Origin of the sequence: Microbacterium sp. NPDC077391 (genome assembly GCF_040686955.1) — a bacterium.
Classification (GTDB): Bacteria; Actinomycetota; Actinomycetes; order Actinomycetales; family Microbacteriaceae; genus Microbacterium; species Microbacterium commune.
In genome coordinates, this window is the sequence record NZ_JBFBMI010000002.1 from 357,032 (window position 1) to 378,709 (window position 21,678).

22 protein-coding genes are annotated in these 21,678 nt (G+C 70.8%); all 22 read left to right on the forward strand.

The genetic code is table 11. The features are described 5' to 3' along the window. The 22 genes from AB0O65_RS07015 to lgt all read left to right on the forward strand — a co-directional run bounded on the left by AB0O65_RS07015 (position 1) and on the right by lgt (position 21,673). Complete coding sequence (locus tag AB0O65_RS07015) at positions 1-1,350, forward strand: dihydroorotase (protein WP_071643670.1); 1,350 nt, start codon at positions 1-3, stop codon at positions 1,348-1,350. After that, entirely contained in the window at positions 1,347-1,853 is a 507-nt protein-coding gene (locus AB0O65_RS07020; RefSeq protein WP_071643669.1) for a hypothetical protein, read from the forward strand. The genes AB0O65_RS07015 and AB0O65_RS07020 overlap by 4 nt, the downstream gene beginning before the upstream one ends. Further along, entirely contained in the window at positions 1,850-3,007 is a 1,158-nt protein-coding gene (gene carA, locus AB0O65_RS07025; RefSeq protein ID WP_071643668.1) for a glutamine-hydrolyzing carbamoyl-phosphate synthase small subunit, read from the forward strand. The genes AB0O65_RS07020 and carA overlap by 4 nt, the downstream gene beginning before the upstream one ends. After that, positions 3,007-6,294: a carbamoyl-phosphate synthase large subunit gene (gene carB / locus AB0O65_RS07030; protein ID WP_363383819.1), complete on the forward strand. Its 3,288-nt coding sequence runs from the start codon at positions 3,007-3,009 to the stop codon at positions 6,292-6,294. The genes carA and carB overlap by 1 nt, the downstream gene beginning before the upstream one ends. Further along, positions 6,291-7,154 (forward strand): orotidine-5'-phosphate decarboxylase, encoded by an 864-nt coding sequence (pyrF, locus tag AB0O65_RS07035; RefSeq protein WP_363383821.1) that lies wholly within the window; start codon positions 6,291-6,293, stop codon positions 7,152-7,154. Before carB ends, pyrF begins: the two co-directional genes overlap by 4 nt. Then, a complete protein-coding gene (gene gmk / locus AB0O65_RS07040; RefSeq protein ID WP_363383823.1) occupies positions 7,147-8,067 on the forward strand; it encodes a guanylate kinase in 921 nt (306 codons plus the stop codon). Before pyrF ends, gmk begins: the two co-directional genes overlap by 8 nt. A gap of 80 nt (positions 8,068-8,147) precedes the next feature. Beyond that, on the forward strand, positions 8,148-8,402 hold the full coding sequence (rpoZ, locus tag AB0O65_RS07045; protein WP_071644481.1) for a DNA-directed RNA polymerase subunit omega: 255 nt from the start codon (positions 8,148-8,150) through the stop codon (positions 8,400-8,402). Positions 8,403-8,513: 111 nt separating this feature from the next. After that, positions 8,514-9,710, forward strand: a complete 1,197-nt coding sequence (gene metK / locus AB0O65_RS07050; RefSeq protein WP_071644480.1) for a methionine adenosyltransferase — start codon at positions 8,514-8,516, stop codon at positions 9,708-9,710. Between the two features lie 7 nt (positions 9,711-9,717). Then, entirely contained in the window at positions 9,718-11,697 is a 1,980-nt protein-coding gene (locus tag AB0O65_RS07055; protein ID WP_363383826.1) for a primosomal protein N', read from the forward strand. A gap of 36 nt (positions 11,698-11,733) precedes the next feature. Further along, positions 11,734-12,657, forward strand: coding sequence for a methionyl-tRNA formyltransferase (gene fmt, locus AB0O65_RS07060; RefSeq protein WP_363383828.1), 924 nt, complete (start codon positions 11,734-11,736; stop codon positions 12,655-12,657). Next, positions 12,654-14,048 carry a transcription antitermination factor NusB gene (locus tag AB0O65_RS07065; RefSeq protein ID WP_363383830.1) on the forward strand — a complete coding sequence of 465 codons (1,395 nt, stop codon included), beginning with the start codon at positions 12,654-12,656 and terminating at the stop codon, positions 14,046-14,048. Before fmt ends, AB0O65_RS07065 begins: the two co-directional genes overlap by 4 nt. After that, on the forward strand, positions 14,045-14,725 hold the full coding sequence (gene rpe, locus AB0O65_RS07070) for a ribulose-phosphate 3-epimerase (protein ID WP_071644478.1): 681 nt from the start codon (positions 14,045-14,047) through the stop codon (positions 14,723-14,725). Before AB0O65_RS07065 ends, rpe begins: the two co-directional genes overlap by 4 nt. Then, complete coding sequence (locus AB0O65_RS07075) at positions 14,722-14,985, forward strand: phosphoribosyl-ATP diphosphatase (RefSeq protein ID WP_071644477.1); 264 nt, start codon at positions 14,722-14,724, stop codon at positions 14,983-14,985. The genes rpe and AB0O65_RS07075 overlap by 4 nt, the downstream gene beginning before the upstream one ends. A 41-nt stretch (positions 14,986-15,026) precedes the next feature. Then, the gene (gene hisG / locus AB0O65_RS07080; RefSeq protein WP_363383833.1) at positions 15,027-15,869 is read left to right on the forward strand and encodes an ATP phosphoribosyltransferase; all 843 of its coding nucleotides are present in this window, start codon (positions 15,027-15,029) and stop codon (positions 15,867-15,869) included. Beyond that, positions 15,869-16,630 carry an imidazole glycerol phosphate synthase subunit HisF gene (gene hisF, locus AB0O65_RS07085; RefSeq protein ID WP_071644475.1) on the forward strand — a complete coding sequence of 254 codons (762 nt, stop codon included), beginning with the start codon at positions 15,869-15,871 and terminating at the stop codon, positions 16,628-16,630. Before hisG ends, hisF begins: the two co-directional genes overlap by 1 nt. Then, positions 16,627-16,980 (forward strand): phosphoribosyl-AMP cyclohydrolase, encoded by a 354-nt coding sequence (gene hisI, locus AB0O65_RS07090; protein ID WP_071644474.1) that lies wholly within the window; start codon positions 16,627-16,629, stop codon positions 16,978-16,980. Before hisF ends, hisI begins: the two co-directional genes overlap by 4 nt. After that, complete coding sequence (locus AB0O65_RS07095) at positions 16,980-17,573, forward strand: Trp biosynthesis-associated membrane protein (RefSeq protein ID WP_363383836.1); 594 nt, start codon at positions 16,980-16,982, stop codon at positions 17,571-17,573. The genes hisI and AB0O65_RS07095 overlap by 1 nt, the downstream gene beginning before the upstream one ends. A gap of 34 nt (positions 17,574-17,607) precedes the next feature. Next, a complete protein-coding gene (locus tag AB0O65_RS07100) occupies positions 17,608-17,838 on the forward strand; it encodes an HGxxPAAW family protein (RefSeq protein ID WP_071644472.1) in 231 nt (76 codons plus the stop codon). Next, entirely contained in the window at positions 17,838-18,680 is an 843-nt protein-coding gene (gene trpC, locus AB0O65_RS07105) for an indole-3-glycerol phosphate synthase TrpC (protein WP_363383838.1), read from the forward strand. The genes AB0O65_RS07100 and trpC overlap by 1 nt, the downstream gene beginning before the upstream one ends. Continuing rightward, positions 18,677-19,903 carry a tryptophan synthase subunit beta gene (gene trpB, locus AB0O65_RS07110; RefSeq protein ID WP_191713020.1) on the forward strand — a complete coding sequence of 409 codons (1,227 nt, stop codon included), beginning with the start codon at positions 18,677-18,679 and terminating at the stop codon, positions 19,901-19,903. The genes trpC and trpB overlap by 4 nt, the downstream gene beginning before the upstream one ends. Further along, positions 19,900-20,691, forward strand: coding sequence for a tryptophan synthase subunit alpha (gene trpA, locus AB0O65_RS07115; protein WP_313478698.1), 792 nt, complete (start codon positions 19,900-19,902; stop codon positions 20,689-20,691). Before trpB ends, trpA begins: the two co-directional genes overlap by 4 nt. 10 nt (positions 20,692-20,701) lie before the next feature. Then, positions 20,702-21,673 (forward strand): prolipoprotein diacylglyceryl transferase, encoded by a 972-nt coding sequence (gene lgt / locus AB0O65_RS07120; protein ID WP_071644469.1) that lies wholly within the window; start codon positions 20,702-20,704, stop codon positions 21,671-21,673. Positions 21,674-21,678: the final 5 nt, after the last annotated feature.

A 21,678-nucleotide genomic window follows, 5' to 3' on the forward strand; every position in this document is an offset into this window, starting at 1 on the left:
GTGAGCCAGACCCTCGTCATCGCAGGCGTCCAGCTGCTGGGGCGCGACAGCGCCGACATCGTGATCGAGAACGGCGTCATCGCCGAGATCGGCACCGGGCTCACCCGCTCGGGAGCGCGCGTCATCGACGCTGCGGGCCTGGTCGCGCTGCCCGGCCTCGTCGACCTGCACACCCACCTGCGCGAGCCCGGCTTCGAGACGTCCGAGACCGTCCTGACGGGCACGCGCGCCGCGGCGGCCGGCGGTTTCACCGCCGTGTTCGCCATGCCGAACACGCAGCCCGTCGCCGATACCGCCGGTGTCGTCGAGCAGGAGCTCGCGCTCGGCGAGGCAGCCGGATACGCGACGGTGCAGCCGATCGGCGCCGTCACCGTCGGGCAGAAGGGCGAGCGACTCGCCGAGCTCGGCGCCATGGCCGGGTCCCGCGCCAGGGTGCGCGTCTTCAGCGACGACGGCTCCTGCGTCTGGGATCCGCTGATCATGCGGCGCGCCCTGGAGTACGTGAAGTCGTTCGACGGCGTCATCGCACAGCACGCCCAGGACCCCCGTCTGACCGAGGGCGCGCAGATGAACGAGGGCGTCGTGTCGGCCGAGCTCGGGCTCACCGGCTGGCCGGCCGTCGCCGAGGAGTCGATCATCGCCCGCGACGTGCTGCTCGCGGAGCACGTCGGCTCCCGCCTGCACGTCTGCCACCTCTCCACAGCCGGATCGGTCGACATCATCCGCTGGGCCAAGAAGCGCGGCATCCAGGTCACCGCCGAGGTCACCCCCCACCACCTGCTGCTGACCGACGAACTCGTGCGCGACTACGACGCCCGGTACAAGGTCAACCCGCCGCTGCGCACCATCGAGGACGTGATGGCCGTGCGCGAGGGTCTGGCCGACGGCACGATCGACATCGTGGCGACCGACCACGCCCCGCACCCGGCCGAGAACAAGGCGTGCGAGTGGCAGGCCGCCGCGAACGGCATGGTCGGACTCGAGAGCGCGCTGCGCGTCGTGCATCAGTCGATGGTCGCCACCGGCCAGCTCGACTGGGCCGACGTCGCCCGGGTCATGAGCGCCGCCCCCGCCCGCATCGGACGCCTCGACGGCTTCGGCGCGCTCGAGGTCGGACGCCCCGCGCACGTCACCCTGTACGACCCGAGCGTGCCCGGGGTGTTCACCGAGTCCGATCTGCACGGGCGCAGTCACAACTCGCCCTACCTCGGACGCGAGCTGCCCGGCCGCGTGCAGTGGACCATCCACGGCGGTGTCGTGACGGTCGACGGGGGAGCCCTCGTCGAGGAGCTGAACGCGCGCAGTGAGTCGAAGTGCGATGTGCTGAGCGAGCGGAGCGAGTCGAGGTGACGCGCGAACTCGCCGCGCTGATCATCGCCCTCGTCGCCGCGCTGATCCTGCTCTCGATGTTCATCGGCTGGCGCCGGCGCCTGCGGCGGGACTCCGGTCTGACCGCCCCGCTCGGCGTGCCCGAGCATGCCGACGTGACCGGCAGACACGAGATCCTGTACGTCGCCACCACCGCGCACGATCAGCCTCTCGAGCGGCTCGCCGTGAGACCGCTGACCTACCGCGCTCGGGGCGAGCTCGTGCTCACCGACCGGGGCGTCGCGTTCAGCCTCGACGGTGCGCCGACCGTGTTCCTGTCGTCCGCGCGGCTGGTCGCCGCAGACCGGGCGACCGTCGCCATCGACCGCGTCGTGGAGCGCGACGGTCTCATCCGCCTCGTGTGGCGGGCGACCGATGACGTCCGCGTCGATTCCTTCATCCGACCCACCTCGAGTGGGCCCTCAGAGATCCTGCCGCAGCTCGAGCGCCTCTGCGCCGGCGCGGAGAACGGAGAGAACCCGTGACATCGCACACTGTCAATCCCGCCGAGCCGGCCGTGCTCGTGCTCGAGGACGGCACCCGCTTCGAAGGTCGCGCATACGGCGCCCGAGGCACGACGCTCGGCGAGGTGGTGTTCGCCACCGGCATGTCTGGCTACCAGGAGACGCTGACCGACCCGTCGTACGCCGGCCAGATCGTGCTGCAGACCGCGCCGCACATCGGCAACACCGGCATGAACCGCGAGGACCAGGAGTCGTCGCGCATCTGGGTCGCCGGCTACATCGTGCGCGACCCCGCACGCCGGGTGTCGAACTGGCGTTCGGAGGAGACGCTCGATGACGCCCTCGTGCGCGAGGGCATCGTCGGGATCAGCGGAATCGACACCCGCGCCCTCACGCGTCGCATCCGCGACACGGGATCCATGCGCGGCGGTATCTTCTCGGGCGACGCGGCGACCTCGGACGCCGAGGAGCAGCTGCGACAGGTCACGGCTGCGCCGGAGATGGCCGGACAGAACCTGTCGGCCACGGTCTCGGTCTCCGAGCCGGTCGTCATCACCGCCACCACCGAGCGCATCGGGAACGTCGCCGTGATCGACCTGGGGATCAAGCAGTCCACCGTCGACAACCTGGCCGCCCTCGGCTTCGACGTGCACGTGCTGCCGCAGTCCGCGAGCTTCGAGGACATCTCGTCGACCTCGCCCGACGCCGTGTTCTACTCGAACGGCCCCGGCGACCCCTCCGCCTCGGACGAGCAGGTCGCCGTGCTGCGGCAGGTGCTCGACGCGCGCATCCCGTACTTCGGCATCTGCTTCGGCAACCAGCTGTTCGGGCGGGCGCTGGGGCTCGACACCTACAAGCTGACCTTCGGTCACCGCGGCATCAACCAGCCGGTCATCGACAAGGCCACCGGCCGTGTCGAGATCACGGCGCACAACCACGGCTTCGCCGTCGCGGCACCGCTCGAGGGCGAGTTCGACAGCCCGCAGGGCTACGGGAGGGTGGAGGTGAGCCACGTGGGGCTCAACGACCAGGTGGTCGAGGGTCTTCGTGCGCTCGACATCCCGGCCTTCTCGGTGCAGTACCACCCGGAGGCGGCGGCGGGTCCGCACGACGCCCACTACCTGTTCAGCAGATTCCGCGAACTCGTCATCGCGAACAAGAAGGGCGCCAACTGATGCCGAAGCGTGAAGACATCAACTCCGTCCTGGTCATCGGCTCGGGTCCGATCGTGATCGGTCAGGCCTGCGAGTTCGACTACTCGGGAACCCAGGCGTGCCGCGTGCTGCGCGAGGAGGGCGTGCGCGTCATCCTGGTCAACTCCAACCCGGCGACGATCATGACCGACCCGGACTTCGCCGATGCGACCTACATCGAGCCGATCACTCCCGAGGTCATCGAGACCATCATCGCCAAGGAGAAGCCGGATGCCATCCTGCCCACCCTCGGCGGCCAGACCGCGCTCAACGCGGCCATGGCGCTGCACGAGCGGGGCATCCTCGAGAAGTACGACGTGGAGCTGATCGGCGCCAAGGTCGACGCGATCCGTCGCGGTGAGGACCGCCAGGTGTTCAAGGAGCTCGTCATCGAGGCGGGCGCCGACGTGGCGAAGTCGGTCATCTGCCACACGATGGACGAGCTGATCGCGGGTGCCGCAGAGCTCGGCTATCCGCTCGTGGTGCGCCCGTCGTTCACGATGGGCGGCCTGGGCTCGGGCTTCGCCTACGACGAGACCGACCTCCGCCGCATCGGCGGCGCGGGACTGCACGACTCGCCGACCAACGAGGTGCTGCTCGAGGAGTCGATCCTCGGGTGGAAGGAGTACGAGCTCGAGCTCATGCGCGACACCGCCGACAACACGGTGGTCGTCTGCTCGATCGAGAACGTCGACCCGGTCGGCGTGCACACCGGCGATTCGATCACCGTCGCCCCGGCGCTCACCCTCACCGACCGCGAGTACCAGAAGATGCGCGACATCTCGATCGACATCATCCGCTCGGTCGGTGTCGACACCGGCGGCTGCAACATCCAGTTCGCCGTCGACCCGACCAACGGGCGCATCATCGTCATCGAGATGAACCCGCGCGTCTCGCGTTCGTCGGCCCTGGCGTCGAAGGCGACCGGATTCCCGATCGCGAAGCTCGCCGCCAAGCTGGCGCTCGGCTACCGCCTCGACGAGATCCCGAACGACATCACCGGGGTCACGCCGGCGAGCTTCGAGCCGACCCTCGACTACGTCGTGGTGAAGGTTCCCCGGTTCGCCTTCGAGAAGTTCCCCGCCGCCGACGCCACCCTGACCACCACCATGAAGTCGGTCGGCGAGGCGATGGCCATCGGCCGCAACTACACGACCGCGCTGCAGAAGGCGCTGCGCTCGCTCGAGAAGCGCGGCTCCAGCTTCCACTGGGGGACCGAGAGCCGGACGGTCGACGAGCTGCTCGAGATCGCGAAGACCCCGACCGACGGACGCATCGTCGTGCTGCAGCAGGCGCTGCGCAAGGGCGCGACGATCGAGCAGGCCTTCGACGCGACGGCGATGGACCCGTGGTTCCTCGACCAGATCGTGCTGATCAACGAGGTCGCCGACACCGTCGCCGGTGCTGCGGAGCTCGACCGCGCCACCCTGCGCCTGGCCAAGGAGCACGGCTTCAGCGACGCCCAGATCGCGCAGCTGCGCGACCTCGACGAGGCCGAGGTTCGCGGCATCCGTCACCGACTCGACGTGCGCCCGGTCTTCAAGACCGTCGACACGTGCGCCGGCGAGTTCCCGGCGCTCACCCCGTACCACTACTCGAGCTACGATTTCGAGACCGAGGTCGCGCCGAGCGAGCGCACCAAGGTCGTCATCATCGGCTCGGGTCCCAACCGCATCGGCCAGGGCGTCGAGTTCGACTACTCGTGCGTGCACGCATCGTTCGCGCTGTCGGATGCCGGGTACGAGACGGTCATGGTCAACTGCAACCCGGAGACGGTCTCGACCGACTACGACACCTCCGACCGCCTCTACTTCGAGCCGCTGACCCTGGAGGACGTGCTCGAGGTGCTCGACGCGGAAGCCGCCAGCGGCACCATCCTCGGCGTGGTCTGCCAGCTCGGCGGGCAGACGCCCCTGGGACTCGCGAAGGGCATCGAGGCGGCCGGCTACACCGTGCTCGGCACCAGCCCCGCCGCGATCGACCTGGCCGAGGAGCGCGAGCTGTTCGCCCGCCTGCTCGACGACGCCGGTCTCGTCGCGCCCCGCAACGGCACGGCGATCGACGTCGACGGCGCCGTCCGGATCGCCGAGGACATCGGCTACCCCGTGCTCGTGCGTCCGAGCTTCGTGCTGGGCGGGCGCGGCATGGAGATCGTCTACGACACCCCGTCGCTGCGCGACTACTTCGTGCGCACCGCGGGCGAGGTGATCATCGAAGAGGGCAAGCCGCTGCTCGTGGACCGCTTCCTCGACGACGCGATCGAGCTCGACGTCGACGCGCTGTACGACGGGACCGACCTGTACATCGGCGGCGTGATGGAGCACCTCGAGGAGGCCGGCATCCACTCCGGCGACTCGAGCTGCACCCTGCCGCCGGTGTCGCTGGGCCGCACCGACATCGACCGTGTGCGCACGGCGACCCTGGCCATCGCGCAGGGCGTGGGCGTGCGCGGCCTGCTGAACGTGCAGTTCGCGATCAGCGCCGGCGTGCTCTACGTGATCGAGGCCAATCCGCGTGCCAGCCGCACCGTGCCGTTCGTGTCGAAGGCGCTGGGGATCCCGATGGCGAAGGCCGCGAGCCGCATCATGGCCGGAGCGACCATCGCCGAGCTGATCGGCGAGGGCATGCTGCCCGCGCAGGACGGCTCACGGGTGCCGCTGGGCGCACCGGTCGCCGTGAAGGAGGCGGTGCTTCCGTTCAAGCGGTTCCGCACCCACGACGGCAAGGTCGTCGACTCGGTGCTCGGTCCCGAGATGCGCTCGACGGGTGAGGTCATGGGCATCGACCGCGACTTCCCGACCGCGTTCGCGAAGAGCCAGTCCGCCGCATACGGCGGGATGCCGACCTCGGGCACCGTGTTCATCTCGGTCGCCGACGCCGACAAGCGCGAGGTCATCCTCCCGGCGCACCGCCTGCAGCAGCTCGGATTCACGCTCGTCGCGACAGAGGGAACGGCGGAGATCCTCAGCCGCAACGGCATCGAGGCTCGGGTCGTGGCCAAGTACAGCGAGACGCAGGAGAACGGCGAGCGCAACATCGTCGATCTGATCAACGACGGGGAGATCGACATCGTCGTGAACACCCCGTCGGGCGGCGCCGCGCGTGCTGACGGGTACGAGATCCGCGCCGCGGCCGTCGCCGCCGACAAGGCGCTGTTCACCACGATGGCCGTGCTCGGTGCTGCGGTGACCGGCATGGACGCCACCCAGGAGGGCTTCCGGGTGCGCAGCCTGCAGGAGTACGCAGCCGACCGCGAGGCCGCTCTATGACCGAATCGTTCGGAGCGCGCCTGCGGGCGGCGATGGACCGCTTCGGTCCGCTGTGCGTCGGCATCGATCCGCACGCTGCCCTGCTCGACCAGTGGGGCCTGGCGCAGGACGCCGACGGACTGCGCTCGTTCGGACTCGCCGTGGTGGATGCCGCGGCGGGCCGAGCGGCCGTCGTCAAGCCCCAGGTCGCGTTCTTCGAGCGCTTCGGGTCGCGAGGCTACGCCGCTCTGGAGGACATCATGGCGGCCGCGCGGGATGCCGGGCTGATCGTGCTCGCCGACGCCAAGCGCGGCGACATCGGCTCGACGATGGCCGGCTACGCGGCGGCGTGGCTGGAGGCGGGCTCGCCGCTCGAGGCCGATGCGGTCACGATCAGCCCGTACCTCGGACCCGAGTCGCTGCGTGAGACGCTCACCACCGCCGTCAGGGCAGACAAGGGCGTGTTCGTGCTCGCGGCGACGAGCAACCCCGAGGCGGCCGCGCTGCAGACCGCCCGCACGGTCGATGTGGCCGGCGGCGACGAGCAGACCGTCGCCGCGCGCGTCACCCGCGATGTCACCTGGGTCAACCGCTCTGCGGCCTTCGAGGGCTCGCTCGGCCCGGTCGGCGTCGTGATCGGCGCGACGGTGGACCGCGCGGAGGTCGGCATCGGCGACGAGATCCTCGCCGGCACGCCGATCCTGGCGCCCGGCTTCGGAGCGCAGGGAGCGACCGAGGCCGACCTCCCCGCGCGATTCGGTCCGGTCGCGGCGAACGTGCTCGCGAGCGAGAGCCGCAGCATCCTGAGCATGGGTGCGGCGGGCATCGCCGAGACGATCAGCATCCGCAATCAGCGATATCAGGAGGTCCTGCGTGGCTGAACGACCCGCCGTCCCGGACGTCGACCGCGTCGCCGCCTCCCGGCGTGCGCTCGAGCGCCGCCGTGCGCGCGCCGCACTCAAACGCGACCTCAGCACGCGGGTCGTGGCACCGCAGAGCGTGCTGCGCCAGGCGAGCGAGGATGCCGACTCCGACGCCGCCACCATGCGGGTCACCGACTTCCTGATGGCTTTGCCCGCGATCGGCGCCGGCAAGCGCGACCGGGTGCTCGCCGAGCTGCACATCGCGCCCGTCAAGCGGCTGGGCGGACTCGGCGTCCGCCAGCGCGGCGCGCTGGGGGACTGGCTCGACGAGCGCTTCCCGCCGCACCACCCGCGCCCTGCCCGCAGCCGCCTGCTGGTGCTTGCCGGCCCCACCGCGGTCGGCAAGGGGACGGTCGCCGCCCGCATCCGCGAGACCCACCCCGAGATCCACCTCTCGGTGTCGGCCACCACGCGCGCGCCGCGCCCCGGCGAGGTCGACGGAGTGCACTACTACTTCGTCGACGACGCCGAGTTCGACCGTCTCATCGGCGACGAGCAGCTCCTCGAGTACGCGGTGGTGCACAACAAGCACCGTTACGGCACGCCGCGCGGGCCCGTGGACGCGGCGCTGGCCGAAGGCAGAACCGTGCTGCTCGAGATCGACCTGCAGGGCGCCAGGCAGGTGCGGGCAGCCGAGCCGTCGGCATCCCTCGTCTTCCTGCTGCCCCCGAGCTGGGACGAGCTCGTGCAGCGTCTCCTCGGCCGAGGCACCGAGGATGCCGAGGAACGCACCCGTCGGCTGCGCACCGCGCGGGTGGAATTGGCCGCGCAGAACGAGTTCGATTACCTCGTCGTGAACGCCGACGTCGCCACGGCGGCCGAAGAGGTCGTAGAATTGGCCACAGACTCTGCGCGTCGCTCGGCTCCCTGAGCCCTCAGGCTGCGCGCCGCATCGATTTCGCGACAGCTCGTCACCCCCGACGCCACCGTCGCCTGACCAGGAGGTCCACCATGGCCGGACACAACAACGGCATCATCGACCCGCCCATCGACAACCTTCTCGAGCGCGTCTCGTCGAAGTACGAGCTCGTGATCTACGCGTCGAAGCGCGCGCGTCAGATCAACGACTACTACTCCGACCTGCACGAGGGGAACCTCTTCGACAACGTCGGCCCGCTCGTCGACTCGTCGGTCGAGGACAAGCCCCTCACGATCGCCCTGCACGAGATCAACGAGGACAAGCTGCGCATCCGTCACGCTGAGTGATCGCCTTCGCACTGTGAGCCGCCGACGTCCTCCTCAGGATGTCGGCGGCTTCATGCACACTGGCGTCGAGCCGTCACCGGCTCCGCCCCACGACCCCGCTTTGGAGCCCCGATGAGCGCGCTGCGCCTGTTCACGTCCGAGTCCGTCACCGAAGGACACCCCGACAAGATCTGCGACCAGATCTCCGACAGCATCCTCGACGGACTCCTCACGGTCGACCGCGACTCGCGCGTGGCGGTCGAGACGCTCGTCACGACCGGCCTGGTGCACGTCGCCGGTGAGATCCGCACCGAGGGCTACGTCGACATCCCGACGATCGTGCGCGACGTCGTGAACGGCATCGGCTACACCTCGAGCGACACCGGTTTCGACGGCTCGTCGTGCGGTGTCAGCATCTCGGTGGGCGAGCAGTCGACCGACATCGCGAACGGCGTCGACCAGGCTCAGGAGCAGCGCGACGGGGGATCGACCGATCCCCGCGATCTGCTCGGCGCGGGCGACCAGGGCATCATGTTCGGCTTCGCGACCAACGAGACCCCGCAGCTCATGCCGATGGCCGCGTGGACCGCGCACCGCATCGCCGAGCGCCTCACCGAGGTCCGCCGCTCCGGCGAGCTCGACTTCCTGCGTCCGGACGGGAAGACGCAGGTCACGCTCGGCTACGACGGCTTCACCCCGAAGACCGTCGACGCCGTCGTGCTGTCGACGCAGCACCACCCCGACATCTCCCAGGACGAGCTGAAGCAGCTCGTGCGCGCCGTCGTCATCGACCCGGTCCTCGAGCAGACCGGCCTCGACCTGGCCGACGACCTGAAGTACTACATCAACCCCGCCGGTCCCTTCGTCACCGGCGGCCCGAAGGGCGACGCCGGTCTCACCGGCCGCAAGATCATCATCGACACGTACGGCGGCGCTGCCCGGCACGGCGGGGGCGCGTTCAGCGGCAAGGACCCGTCGAAGGTCGACCGCTCCGGCGCCTACGCGATGCGCTGGGTCGCCAAGAACGTCGTCGCAGCGGGTCTCGCCGACCGCGCCGAGGTGCAGGTCGCGTACGCCATCGGGGTCGCTCGTCCCGTCGGGCTCTACGTCGAGACCTTCGGCACCGGTCGTGTCTCGGACGAGACCATCACCGAGGCGATCTCGCAGGTGTTCGACCTGCGCCCGCAGGCCATCATCGAGGAGCTCGACCTGCTGCGCCCGATCTACGCGCAGACCGCCGCCTACGGGCACTTCGGACGCGAGCTGCCCGACTTCACCTGGGAGCGCACGGACCGCGCCGACGACCTGCGTCGCGCCGCCGGCCTCTGAGGTCGTCGTGTCAGAGGCTCGTCCCGCGCGGGCGGCGCCCAGCGCGGGGGAGGGGCGGCGCATCGCGCGGGTGCTGATCGACTCACCGCTGCCGCAGCTGGACCGGCTGTTCGACTACGCGCTGCCGGAGACGCTCGGCGAGGTCGTGCCGGGCGTGCGCATCAAGGCGCCTCTGCGCACCGCGGGTCGCGTCGTCGACGGGTTCATCGTCGAGATCGACGTCGAGCCCGATGCCACCCGCACGCTCTCCGAGATCGAGAGCGTCGTCTCGCCGACGGTGGTCATGCCCGACCGCCTGTACCGTCTCGCGCGACGCGCGGCGGATCGCGCCGCGGGCTCGGCATCCGACGTCCTGCGACTCGCCATCCCGAAACGGCAGGTGCGGGTCGAGAAGGCGTGGACGCCGGTCGAGGAGACGATCGAGGTCGATCCGGATGCCGTGACCCGCGCGCACGAGGTCATCACGCGCTACGAGGGCCTGGCGGAGGTGCTCGCGCAGTCGGGCCGGGCGGCCGTCGAGGCGATCCCGGTGCAGAGCGGCTCGGAGCCGGGATGGGCGACGCTGCTGGCCTCCGCCGCCGCCCGGGAACTCGCGGACGGCAGATCGAGCATCCTGGTGGTGCCCGACTACCGCGACCAGGAGCTGCTGCTCGCGGCGCTCGAGAAGCTCGTGCCCGCAGCGGCGATCGCACGCCATGACGCGAGGCAGACGAACCCCGACCGCTACCGCGCATTCCTGCGGACGCTCGACGAGGCGCCCTGCGTCGTGGTCGGCAACCGCTCGGCGGTCTACTCACCGGCTCGCGCCGCGCTCGTCGCGATCTGGGACGACTCCGACCCGCTGCTCGCCGAACCGCTCGCGCCGTACGTGCATGCCCGCGACGCGGCCCTGCTCCGGCAGGAGCAGGAGGGCAGCGCGCTGCTGCTCGTCGCGCACACCCGCTCGACCGACGTGGAGCGTCTCGTGCAGCACTCCTGGCTGCGCGAGATCACCGCGTCGCGCCGCGTGATCCCGAACGTGCGGCTGAGCACCCCGCAGGAGCTCGAGCGCACGATCAGCCAGCGGGTGCCCTCGAGCGCCTTCGCCACCGCACGCGCCGCAGCCGCAGACGGCCCCGTGCTGGTGCAGGTCGCCCGCCCCGGGTTCGCCCCGACCCTCGTCTGCGCCTCCTGCCGGCATCCCGCCCGGTGCCGGGAGTGCGGCGGGCCGCTCGGCGCCCGACGCCGGGGCGCCGTTCCGGTGTGCGGGTGGTGCGGGCGCTCCGCGCACTCCTGGCGCTGCGTCGAGTGCTCGTCCGACCAGGTGCAGCTGGCATCATCGGGCACGGAGCGCACCGCCGACGAGCTGGGCCGCGCGTTCCCCGGCGTGCGGGTGATCGTCTCCGACGGTGCGCACGCGGTGCAGCACGTCGACGGTCGTCCGGCGCTGGTCGTCGCCACCCGCGGTGCCGAGCCGGTCGCCGACGGAGGCTACCGGGCAGTCATTCTGCTCGACGGCGCACGCATGCTGCAGGCACCCGAGCTGCGGATCGGCGAGTCGTGCCTGCGCTGGTGGGCGAACGCCGCCGCCCTCGCCGCCCCCGGAGCACCCGTGCACCTCGTCGGCGTAGACGGTCCCGTGGCCCGCGCTCTCGCCACCTGGTCGGCCGCCGCGTACGCCCGTTCCGAGCTGGAGGCGCGGATGCCGCTGCACATGCCCCCGACGGCCCGGTTCGCGCAGCTCGAGGGGATCCCGGCCTCGGTGCGCGGGGCGCTCGATGCGCTCGGCGGCATCGGCATCCCGGCGGACGCCGTGCTCGGACCCGTGCCGATCGACGAGGAGGGTCGCGTGCGCGCACTCGTGCGCTTCCCGTACGCCGCCGGCCAGGAGGTAGCCGACACGCTGCGCGCCAGCGTCGTCGCCGACGCCGCGCAGAGCCGGCGCGGCCGTGGGCGCCAGCGGATCCCCCTCTCGGTGCATCTCGATATCCTCGAACCCGACATCTGATCACCCGAACCAGCTCGACCGACCGGAGAACCTTCCATGCGCCTCGTGTTCGCAGGCACCCCCGCCGTCGCCGTACCGACCCTGCGCGCCCTCGCCGCACAGCACGAGATCGCGGCCGTCGTCACTCGCCCCGACGCCCCGCTGGGGCGCAGGCGCGTGCTGACCCCGTCGCCGGTCGCCGCGGCCGCCGAGCAGCTAGGACTGCGCGTCATCAAGACCGCGCGACTCGATGATGAGGCGACCGCCCAGATCGCCGCTCTCGACGCCGAGCTCGGCGTGATCGTCGCCTACGGCGGCATCGTGCGCGAACCGCTGCTGTCGACGCCGGAGAAGGGCTGGATCAACCTGCACTTCTCGCTGCTGCCGCGCTGGCGCGGCGCCGCACCGGTGCAGCGGGCGCTGATCGGCGGCGACGCCGAACTGGGCGTCGCCGTGTTCCAGCTCGTGCCCGCACTCGACGCCGGGGACGTCTTCGCCATGCGCTCCGTCGCCGTGCCGGACGACGCCACGGCTGACGTCGCTCTCGACCTGCTCGCGGAGGACGGGGCCTCGCTCACCGCCGACGTCGTCGCCGGGATCGCCGCCGGGACGGCCCAGGCGCACCCGCAGGAGGGAGAGCCGACCCTCGCCCCGAAGCTCACCCTCGACGACGGCGCGATCGACTGGAGCGCACCACTCGACGAGGTGTACGCGCGCTACCGGGGCGTCACCCCCGAACCCGGCGCGCACACGACACTCGCCGGGGCCAGGCTGAAGATCCTCGGTGCGGCGCCGGCGCCGGTAGACGCACCGCACCTGGACCCCGGCCTGCTGCACGGCACCAAGACCGCCGTGTTCGTCGGCACGGGCACGACCCCGCTCGCGGTCACCCGCGTGCAGCCGGCGGGCAAGGGAGCGATGGATGCCGCGGACTGGTGGCGCGGGATGCGCGATGCCGGAACAGTGAGGCTCGGATCGTGACCGCGCCGAAGATCCAGGCCGCCCGCTGGGTCGCCTACGACGTGCTGCGCGCCGTATCGGACGACGACGCGTATGCCAACCTGCTGCTGCCGAAGCTGATCGTCGAAGCGAACCTGAATCCGCAGGATGCCGGGCTCGCCACCGAGCTCGCATACGGCACCCTGCGTCGCCGCGGCACCTACGACGCGATCATCGCGGAGGCGGCCGGCCGGCCCGTCGAGCAGATCGACCCCGCGGTGCTCGACGCCCTGCGCCTCGGCACCCACCAGCTGCTCTCCACGCGCGTCGCCGCCTACGCGGCGGTGAACGAATCCGTGTCGCTGGTCGCGGCCGAGGCCGGGCGAGGGGCGTCCGGGTTCGCGAACGCCGTGCTGCGCCGGATCGGGCGGGACGACGCCGAGACCTGGCAGCAGCGGATCGAAGCCGGCGCGCGCTCGGACGACGAGCGTCTCGCGCTGCGCACCGCACATCCCGTGTGGGTGATCCGCGCCCTCCGCCGCGCCCTCGCCGCCGAGAGCCGAGCGGACGAGCTGGACGCTCTGCTGGCGTCCGACAACGATGCGCCCGAGGTCACCCTCGCCGCGCTCCCCGGTCTCGCCGAGGCGGGCACCCCACGGCGCCCGTACGCGGCCACCGCGTTCGGGTCGCCGGGCGGCGACCCGCGCCGGGTGATCTCCGACTCCGGCGGCACCGTCCGCGTGCAGGACGAGGGCTCGCAGCTCGTCGCGCTGGCGTTGGCCGCAGCGGCGCCGGTGCGCGCGGGGGAGCGGTGGCTGGATCTGTGTGCGGGGCCCGGCGGGAAGACGGCCATGCTGGCCGCGCTCGCGCTCGAATCGGGGGCTGAGCTCGAGGCGAACGAGGTCGTTCCCGCTCGCGCCGGGCTCGTGCGGCATGCCGTGCGTCCCCTGCCGATCGACGTGCCCGTGCACGAGCAGGACGGCCGCGTGTTCGCGGCACAGCATCCGGCGTCCTTCGACCGGATCCTCGTCGATGCGCCCTGCACCGGTCTCGGTGCGCTGCGCCGGCGCCCGGAGGCCCGCTGGCGCAAGTCGGCGGAGGACGTCGCCGAGCTCGTGGAGCTGCAGATGCAGCTGCTCGACGCCGCCGTCGACGCGGTGAAGCCCGGCGGGATCGTCGGCTACGCGACCTGCTCGCCGCATCTGGCGGAGACGACGGGCATCGTCGCCGAGATCCTTCGCCGTCGCGACGACATCGTCGAGCTCGACGCGCGTGAGGTGATGACCGGCATCTCCCGGACGCCCATCGATCTGGCCCCGCGCGGCGACGGCCCCGGCGCCGGCAGCGCGCAGCTGTGGCCGCACCGGCACGGCACCGACGCCATGTTCCTCGCGCTGCTGCAGTGCACCGATCCGGAAAGGACCACCTCGTGACCCTCCCCGCCGCACCGCGCATCAATCCGAGCATCCTCGCCGCGGATTTCGCGAACATGCAGACCGAGCTCGCCCGCATCGCGACCGCCGACTTCGCGCATGTGGACGTGATGGACAACCATTTCGTCCCCAACCTCACCTTCGGCCCGCAGATGGTGGAGCGGATCCAGGCGACCAGCCCCATCCCGCTCGACGTGCACCTGATGATCGACGACCCCGACCGGTGGGCACCGGGCTATGCCGACCTGGGAGCCGCGAGCGTGACCTTCCACCTCGAGGCCGCCGCCGACCCGGTGGCCCTCGCGCGGCGCCTGCGTGCGATCGGGTCACGTGCGGGCATCGCGATCAAGCCGGGAACGGCGGGGGAGTCGCTGTACGACATCCTCGACGAGTTCGACCAGATCCTCGTGATGACGGTCGAGCCCGGGTTCGGCGGCCAGGGCTTCATGCCCGAGACGATGCCGAAGCTGCGCGCTCTGCACGACGAGGCGCGCAGGCGCGGATCCGACGTCTGGCTGCAGGTCGACGGCGGCATCTCGGACGACACGATCGCCCAGGCCGCGGCCGCGGGCGCTGACACGTTCGTCGCGGGATCGGCGGTCTACGGCGCCCGCGACATCGAGGCCGCGGTCATCGGTCTTCGCGAGCGCGCGCGAGCGGCTAGCCTGGAATCGTGAAGACATTCGACGAACTGTTCGCCGAGCTCAGCGCCACCGCGCTCGAGCGACCCGAGGGATCGGGTACCGTCGCACAGCTGGATCGCGGAGTGCATGCGATCGGCAAGAAGATCGTCGAGGAGGCGGCCGAGGTGTGGATGGCCGCCGAGTACGAGTCGAACGACGAGGCCGCCGAGGAGATCTCCCAGCTGCTGTACCACCTGCAGGTGATGATGCTGGCCAAGGGCCTGAGCCTGGAGGACGTCTACCGACATCTGTGAGCGAGGCTCAGACCACCGTTCACCAGAGACGAAAGACATCCATGCTGCGCATCGCCGTTCCGAACAAGGGCTCGCTCTCCGAGACAGCCGCCGAGATGCTGGCGGAGGCCGGATACACCGGTCGCCGTGATCCCAAGACCCTGCACGTCATCGACGCCGACAGCGGCGTCGAGTTCTTCTACCTCCGACCGCGCGACATCGCGACCTACGTGGCATCCGGCGCGCTCGACGTCGGCATCACCGGTCGCGATCTGCTGCGCGACGTCCGGCAGGACGACGCGAGGGAGATCGAGCAGCTGGGCTTCGCCCGCTCGACCTTCCGGTTCGCCGCCCCTCCCGGCAGATACGCGACCATCGAGGACCTCGAGGGCGTCCGCGTCGCCTCCGCCTACCCCGGCCTGGTCGACGACTTCCTGCGCGAGAACGGCGTGACGGCGCAGCTCGTCCCTCTCGACGGCGCGGTCGAATCCGCCGTGCAGCTGGGCGTGGCCGACGTGATCGCGGACGTCGTCGAGACCGGCACGACGCTGCGTCAGGCCGGCCTCGAGATCTTCGGGCCGATCATCATCCAGTCCGAGGCGGTGCTGATCAGCCGCCCGGGGGACGCTCCGGGAACCGACCGACTGCTGCGCCGCCTGCGTGGGGTGATGGTCGCCCGGCAGTACGTGCTGCTCGACTACGACCTGCCCGCCCACCTCGTCGATCAGGCCGTCGAGATCGCGGGGGGCCGCGAGTCGCCGACCATCTCGCCGCTGCGCGACCCCGCGTGGGTGGCCGTGCGGGTGATGGTGCCCCGCAAGGGCGTGAACCAGGTGATGGACAACCTGTACGCGCTGGGCGCGCGGGCGATCCTCGTCACCGCGATCGACGCGGCGAGGCTCTGATGACGCTCGCAGCCCGGGTCATCCCCTGCCTCGACGTCGCGGCGGGGCGCGTGGTGAAGGGCGTGAACTTCCAGAACCTGCGCGACATGGGCGACCCGGTGGAGCTCGCCGCCCACTACGCGGCGCAGGGCGCGGATGAGATCACCTTCCTCGACGTCACCGCCACGGTCGATGCCAGAGCGACGACGTACGACGTCGTGCAGCGCACGGCCGAGAACGTGTTCGTGCCGCTGACCGTCGGCGGCGGCGTGCGCAGCGTCGACGATGTCGCTCGTCTGCTTTCCGTCGGAGCGGACAAGGTCGGGGTCAACTCCGCCGCGATCGCCCGCCCGGCGCTGATCGACGAGATCGCCGACCGCTTCGGCGCACAGGTGCTCGTGCTCTCACTCGACGTGAAGCGCGCCGCGACGACGCCCTCCGGCTTCGTCGTCACCACGCACGGCGGACGCACCGAGACGACCCTCGACGCCCTCGACTGGGCCCGAGAGGCGATCGAGCGCGGAGCGGGCGAGCTGCTGGTCAACTCGATCGACGCCGACGGCACCAAGGACGGCTTCGACCTCGAGCTGGTGCGCCTGATGCGCGAGGTGTCGGCCGTTCCCGTGATCGCGTCCGGGGGAGCGGGAGATGTGGGCGACTTCGCCCCCGCGATCGCCGCAGGGGCGGATGCCGTGCTCGCCGCGAGCGTGTTCCACAGCGGGCAGCTCACGATCGGCGAGGTCAAGGACGCGCTGCGGGAGGCCGGGGTGGTGGTGCGATGACGTCGCCCGATCTCACACGGATCGCCTGGAACGACGCCGGGCTCGCCCCGGTGATCGTGCAGCAGCACGACACCAGGGACGTCCTCATGCTGGCGTGGATGGACGCCGAGGCGCTGCAGCGCACGCTGACCGGCGGCCGCGCTGTGTACTGGTCGCGATCGCGTCAGGAGTACTGGCGCAAAGGCGACACCTCGGGCAACACCCAGCGGGTGGTGAGCGTCGCGCTCGACTGCGATGCGGACACCATCCTGTTGCAGGTCGATCAGCAGGGCCCCGCCTGCCACACGGGCACGAGCACCTGCTTCGACGGGCGCGAACTCGGTTTCGCCCCGGTGCAGGAGGAGGTCTGATGGTGCGTCGTGCGCGCATGCTGGCGGTGCTGTCGTTCCTGCTCGCGGGAGCGATCGGCATCATCTCGTCCACCCAGACCTGGCTCGTCGTCGAGAGATCGGATGCTGCGGAGCCGCTGCTCATCGTCGGAGCCGATGCGCTCACCCTCCTCGCACCGCTGTCGCTCGCTGTGCTGGCGCTCGGGGCGGCCCTCTCCATCGCCGGCATCGCGCTGCGGTACGTCTTCGCGGTGCTCGCGGCGGGCGCGGCGATCATCCTGATCATGGGCACGACGACGCTGCTGTTCGGCCCGCCCCGCAGTGTGGCTGCCAAGGCGGTGGCGGAGGCGACCGGACTCAGCGGCGACGCCGCTCTCTACGACATCGTCGACGCGATTCTGCCGACAGGCTGGCCTGCGATCGCCCTGGCGGCTTGGGTGCTCCTGCTGCTGGCATCCGCCTTCGTGTGCGCCACCGCGCCCGGCTGGAAGTCGGGTGGGCGCCGCTACCGGTCGGCGTCCGAAGCCGAACACCGCGAAACAGGACCGCAGGACGCCGTCGATTCGTGGGACGAGCTGTCGCTCGGCACCGACCCGACGGACTCCGCCCGGTAGACTGTCAGCATCGCCTAGCCACCCGGAGGAGAACATGACCAACCCGATCGCCGACCCCGGCCACGGACACTCGCCTGCTGCCTGGACCGCCGTCGTGATCATGCTCGTCGGCTTCACCGCCGGTACGGTCTTCTTCTGCCTGAACCAGCCCATCGCGGTGTGGGTCTGCGCCGCCGTCATCGTGATCGGCGCGATCGTCGGCTGGGCGATGGCGAAGGCCGGCTGGGGTGTGAAGGGCCCGAAGTACGCACCGAAGGCGCACTGATGGTCCTCGCCGACCTGACGGCCGGCGCCGTGGAGGATGCCGAGCGTCGCGCAGTCTCCCGCCCGCTCGCCGATGTCGAGCGTGCGGCCGCAGCGCGAACCCCGGCCCGCGATGTGCTCGCCGCGCTCGCCCCGGCGGACCGGGTGAAGATCATCGCCGAGGTCAAGCGCGCCAGCCCGTCTCGCGGGGCCCTCGCCGAGATCCCCGACCCCGCGCTGCAGGCCTCGCTCTACGAGCAGGGTGGCGCGTCGGCGATCAGCGTGCTGACCGAGGAGCGTCGCTTCGGCGGCAACCTCGCTGATCTCGAGGCGGTCACCGCGCGCGTATCCGTGCCGGTTCTGCGCAAGGACTTCGTCGCCACGCCCTACCAGGTCTTCGAGGCGCGCGCCGCGGGCGCGGATCTCGTGCTGCTCATCGTCGCCGGGCTGTCACGCACGGTGCTCACCGAGCTGCACGGTCTCATCACCGATCTCGGCATGACGCCCCTCGTCGAGACGCACTCCGCCGAGGAGCTCGAGGTCGCGATCGATCTCGGCGCAGACCTCATCGGAGTCAACGCCCGCAACCTGCACACCCTCGAGCTGGACCGCGACCTGTTCGCCCGGCTCTCCGACCGCATCCCCGACTCTGCGATCCGGATCGCCGAGTCCGCCGTCCTGCAGCCCGCCGACGTCACGCGGTACCGGGATGCCGGCGCCGACGTGGTGCTCATCGGCGAGGCGCTGGTCACCGGCGACCCGGTCGCCACCCTCAACGCATTCCTCGCCGCCGGAGACACACCGGTGCGCGGCAGAACGGAGACGAAGTGCGGTGCACTGAGCGAGCGGAGCGGGGCGAAGTGAGTCTGCGCGATCAGCACGGGCCGTTCTTCGGCGAGTTCGGCGGGCGGTACATGCCCGAATCGCTCGTCGCCGCGATCGACGAGCTCGCCGCCGCCTACGAGGACGCGATAGCCGACCCGGCCTTCCGCGCCGAGCTCGCGACGCTGCTGCACTCCTACGCGGGACGTCCGTCGCCCATCACGGAGGTGCCGCGATTCGCCGAGCACGCCGGCGGAGCGCGCGTGTTCCTCAAGCGGGAGGACCTCAACCACACCGGCTCGCACAAGATCAACAACGTGCTCGGACAGGCGCTGCTGACCAGGCGGCTCGGCAAGACCCGGGTGATCGCCGAGACGGGCGCGGGTCAGCATGGCGTGGCGACCGCGACGGCGGCCGCGCTGTTCGGCCTCGACTGCACGATCTACATGGGCGAGGTCGACACCGAGCGTCAGGCGCTCAACGTCGCGCGCATGCGCCTGCTCGGCGCCGAGGTGGTGGCTGTGACCACGGGCTCGCGAACGCTGAAGGATGCCATCAACGACGCCTACCGCGACTGGGTGGCGAGCGTGGAGACGACCAACTACATCTTCGGCACGGCGGCGGGACCGCACCCGTTCCCCGCCATGGTGCGCGACTTCCAGAAGATCATCGGCGAAGAGGCTCGTGAGCAGCTGCTCGCCGAGGCCGGCCGGCTCCCCGACGCCGTCGTCGCCTGCGTGGGCGGCGGCTCGAACGCCATCGGCATGTTCGACGCCTTCCTCGACGATCAGGACGTGAAGCTCTACGGCGTCGAGGCGGCCGGCGACGGTGTCGACACGCCCCGCCACGCGGCATCGATCGGTCGCGGGCGGCCCGGCGTACTGCACGGCGCGAAGACCTTCGTGCTCCAGGACGAAGACGGCCAGACCGTGGAGTCGCACTCGATCTCCGCAGGTCTGGACTACCCGGGGGTCGGTCCCGAGCACTCGTGGCTCAGCGCGATCGGTCGCGCCGAGTACATCCCTGCGACCGACGACGAGGCCATGCAGGCTCTGCGTCTGCTCAGCAGGACGGAGGGCATCATCCCCGCGATCGAGTCCGCCCACGCGCTGGCGGGCGCCCTGCGGATCGGCCGCGAGCTCGGCTCCGACGGACTCATCGCGATCTGCCTGTCGGGCCGTGGCGACAAGGACATGGACACGGCTGCGCGGTACTTCGAGCTGTACGACGCCTCGGCGCGCGACGCTGAGGAGAACGCAGAGTGAGTCGCGTCGAGGATGCCATCCGCAAGGCGCACGAGGCCGGACGAGGCGCGTTCATCGGCTACCTGCCGGTGGGCTACCCGGATCTGGACACGAGCATCCAGGCCGCCCTCACCCTCGCGCGCAACGGCGTGGACATCATCGAGCTCGGCCCGCCCTACTCCGACCCGGTGATGGACGGCGCGGTGATCCAGGAGGCGACGCAGCACGCGCTCGCCAACGGGTTCCGGATGCGCGATCTCTTCACCGCGGTCAAGGCGATCACCGACCAGACCGACGTTCCCGTGGTCGTGATGACCTACTGGAATCCCGTGATGCAGTACGGCGTCGACCGCTACGCCGACGACCTGCTCGCCGCGGGTGGGGCGGGCCTGATCACGCCCGACATCACCCCGGAGTCGGCAGGGGAGTGGATCGACGCCAGCGTGCGCACCGGCCTCGACCGGATCTTCCTCGCGGCACCGACCTCGAGCGACGAGCGACTCGACCTGGTGCTCTCCTCGTCCACCGGCTTCGTGTACACGGTGTCGACCATGGGGATCACGGGCGAGCGTGCCGAGCTCGACCGCGCCGCGCGTACTCTCGTCGAGCGCATGCGGGCCCGCGGTGACGTGCACGCGTGCGTGGGCATCGGCATCTCGAACGCCGATCAGATCGCCGGCGTCGTCGAATACGCCGACGGCGCCATCGTCGGCACGGCCCTCGTCAAGGCGCTCCGCGACGGCGGACTCGACGCCCTCGCCGAAACCACCAGAACCCTCGCCGGCGGTACGCCGACGACGCGATACTAGGATCTCTCTCATGCCCCTCGCGCCTTTCAGCAGCTTCTCCGTCGTGCCCGCGAGCATTCCGAGCCCGCCGGAGAGCAGCTTCCAGATCGGCCCGCTGACGATCCACTACTACGCGCTGTGCATCATCGCGGGCATCATCGCCGCGGTGCTGCTGACCAACCACCGCCTCACGAAGCGGGGCGCCGAGAAGTGGGTCGTGATCGACATCGCGATCGTCGCCGTTCCCCTCGGCATCATCGGTGCGCGGATCTTCCACGTGCTCACCCACCCGAACTTCTACTTCGGTCCCGGCAGGAACCCGTGGAACCCGTTCGAGTACGGCTCGGTGTGGGCGATCTGGGAGGGCGGCATCGCGATCTTCGGCGCGCTTCTGGGCGGCGCCGTCGGCGCGTGGATCGGATGCCGCTGGACCGGCATCCGATTCTGGACGTTCGCCGACGCTCTGGCGCCCGGCATCCTGCTCGCGCAGGCGATGGGCCGTTTCGGCAACTGGTTCAACCACGAGCTCTTCGGTCTGCCGACCGACGTCCCCTGGGGGCTCGAGATCGAGTCGACCAACTCGGCGTTCCCCGCGGGACTCGCCGAGGGCACGCTGTTCCACCCCACCTTCCTCTACGAGGTGCTCTGGAACGGTCTGGGCGTGCTGGTGCTGCTGTGGCTCGGTCGCACGGTGTTCTTCCAGTGGGGCCGCCTGTTCGCGGTCTACCTCATCTGGTACAGCGCCGGGCGCATCGTGTGGGAGTCGATCCGCATCGATCCGAGCGAGGTGCTGTTCGGTCTTCGCAGCAACGTCTGGGCTGCGATCCTCGGCGTGCTCGTCGGCATCGTGATCCTCATCGTGCAGACCCGTCGCCACCCGGGTGTCGAGCCGTCGCCCTACGTGCGCGGTCGGGAACCCGAGATCGCCGATGTAGACTCACAGGACAATTCCTCCGACTTCGTCGACGTGAGCGAGCCTCCCGTCCCGGCCGAAGCCAACTAGGAGCC

Coding starts and splice junctions, on each gene's coding strand:
- carB (WP_363383819.1), top strand. CDS start 3,007: ATGCCGAAGCGTGAAGACATCAACTCCGTCCTGGTCATCGGCTCGGGT.
- pyrF (WP_363383821.1), top strand. CDS start 6,291: ATGACCGAATCGTTCGGAGCGCGCCTGCGGGCGGCGATGGACCGCTTC.
- rpoZ (WP_071644481.1), top strand. CDS start 8,148: ATGGCCGGACACAACAACGGCATCATCGACCCGCCCATCGACAACCTT.
- metK (WP_071644480.1), top strand. CDS start 8,514: ATGAGCGCGCTGCGCCTGTTCACGTCCGAGTCCGTCACCGAAGGACAC.
- fmt (WP_363383828.1), top strand. CDS start 11,734: ATGCGCCTCGTGTTCGCAGGCACCCCCGCCGTCGCCGTACCGACCCTG.
- hisG (WP_363383833.1), top strand. CDS start 15,027: ATGCTGCGCATCGCCGTTCCGAACAAGGGCTCGCTCTCCGAGACAGCC.
- hisF (WP_071644475.1), top strand. CDS start 15,869: ATGACGCTCGCAGCCCGGGTCATCCCCTGCCTCGACGTCGCGGCGGGG.
- hisI (WP_071644474.1), top strand. CDS start 16,627: ATGACGTCGCCCGATCTCACACGGATCGCCTGGAACGACGCCGGGCTC.
- AB0O65_RS07095 (WP_363383836.1), top strand. CDS start 16,980: ATGGTGCGTCGTGCGCGCATGCTGGCGGTGCTGTCGTTCCTGCTCGCG.
- AB0O65_RS07100 (WP_071644472.1), top strand. CDS start 17,608: ATGACCAACCCGATCGCCGACCCCGGCCACGGACACTCGCCTGCTGCC.
- trpC (WP_363383838.1), top strand. CDS start 17,838: ATGGTCCTCGCCGACCTGACGGCCGGCGCCGTGGAGGATGCCGAGCGT.
- lgt (WP_071644469.1), top strand. CDS start 20,702: ATGCCCCTCGCGCCTTTCAGCAGCTTCTCCGTCGTGCCCGCGAGCATT.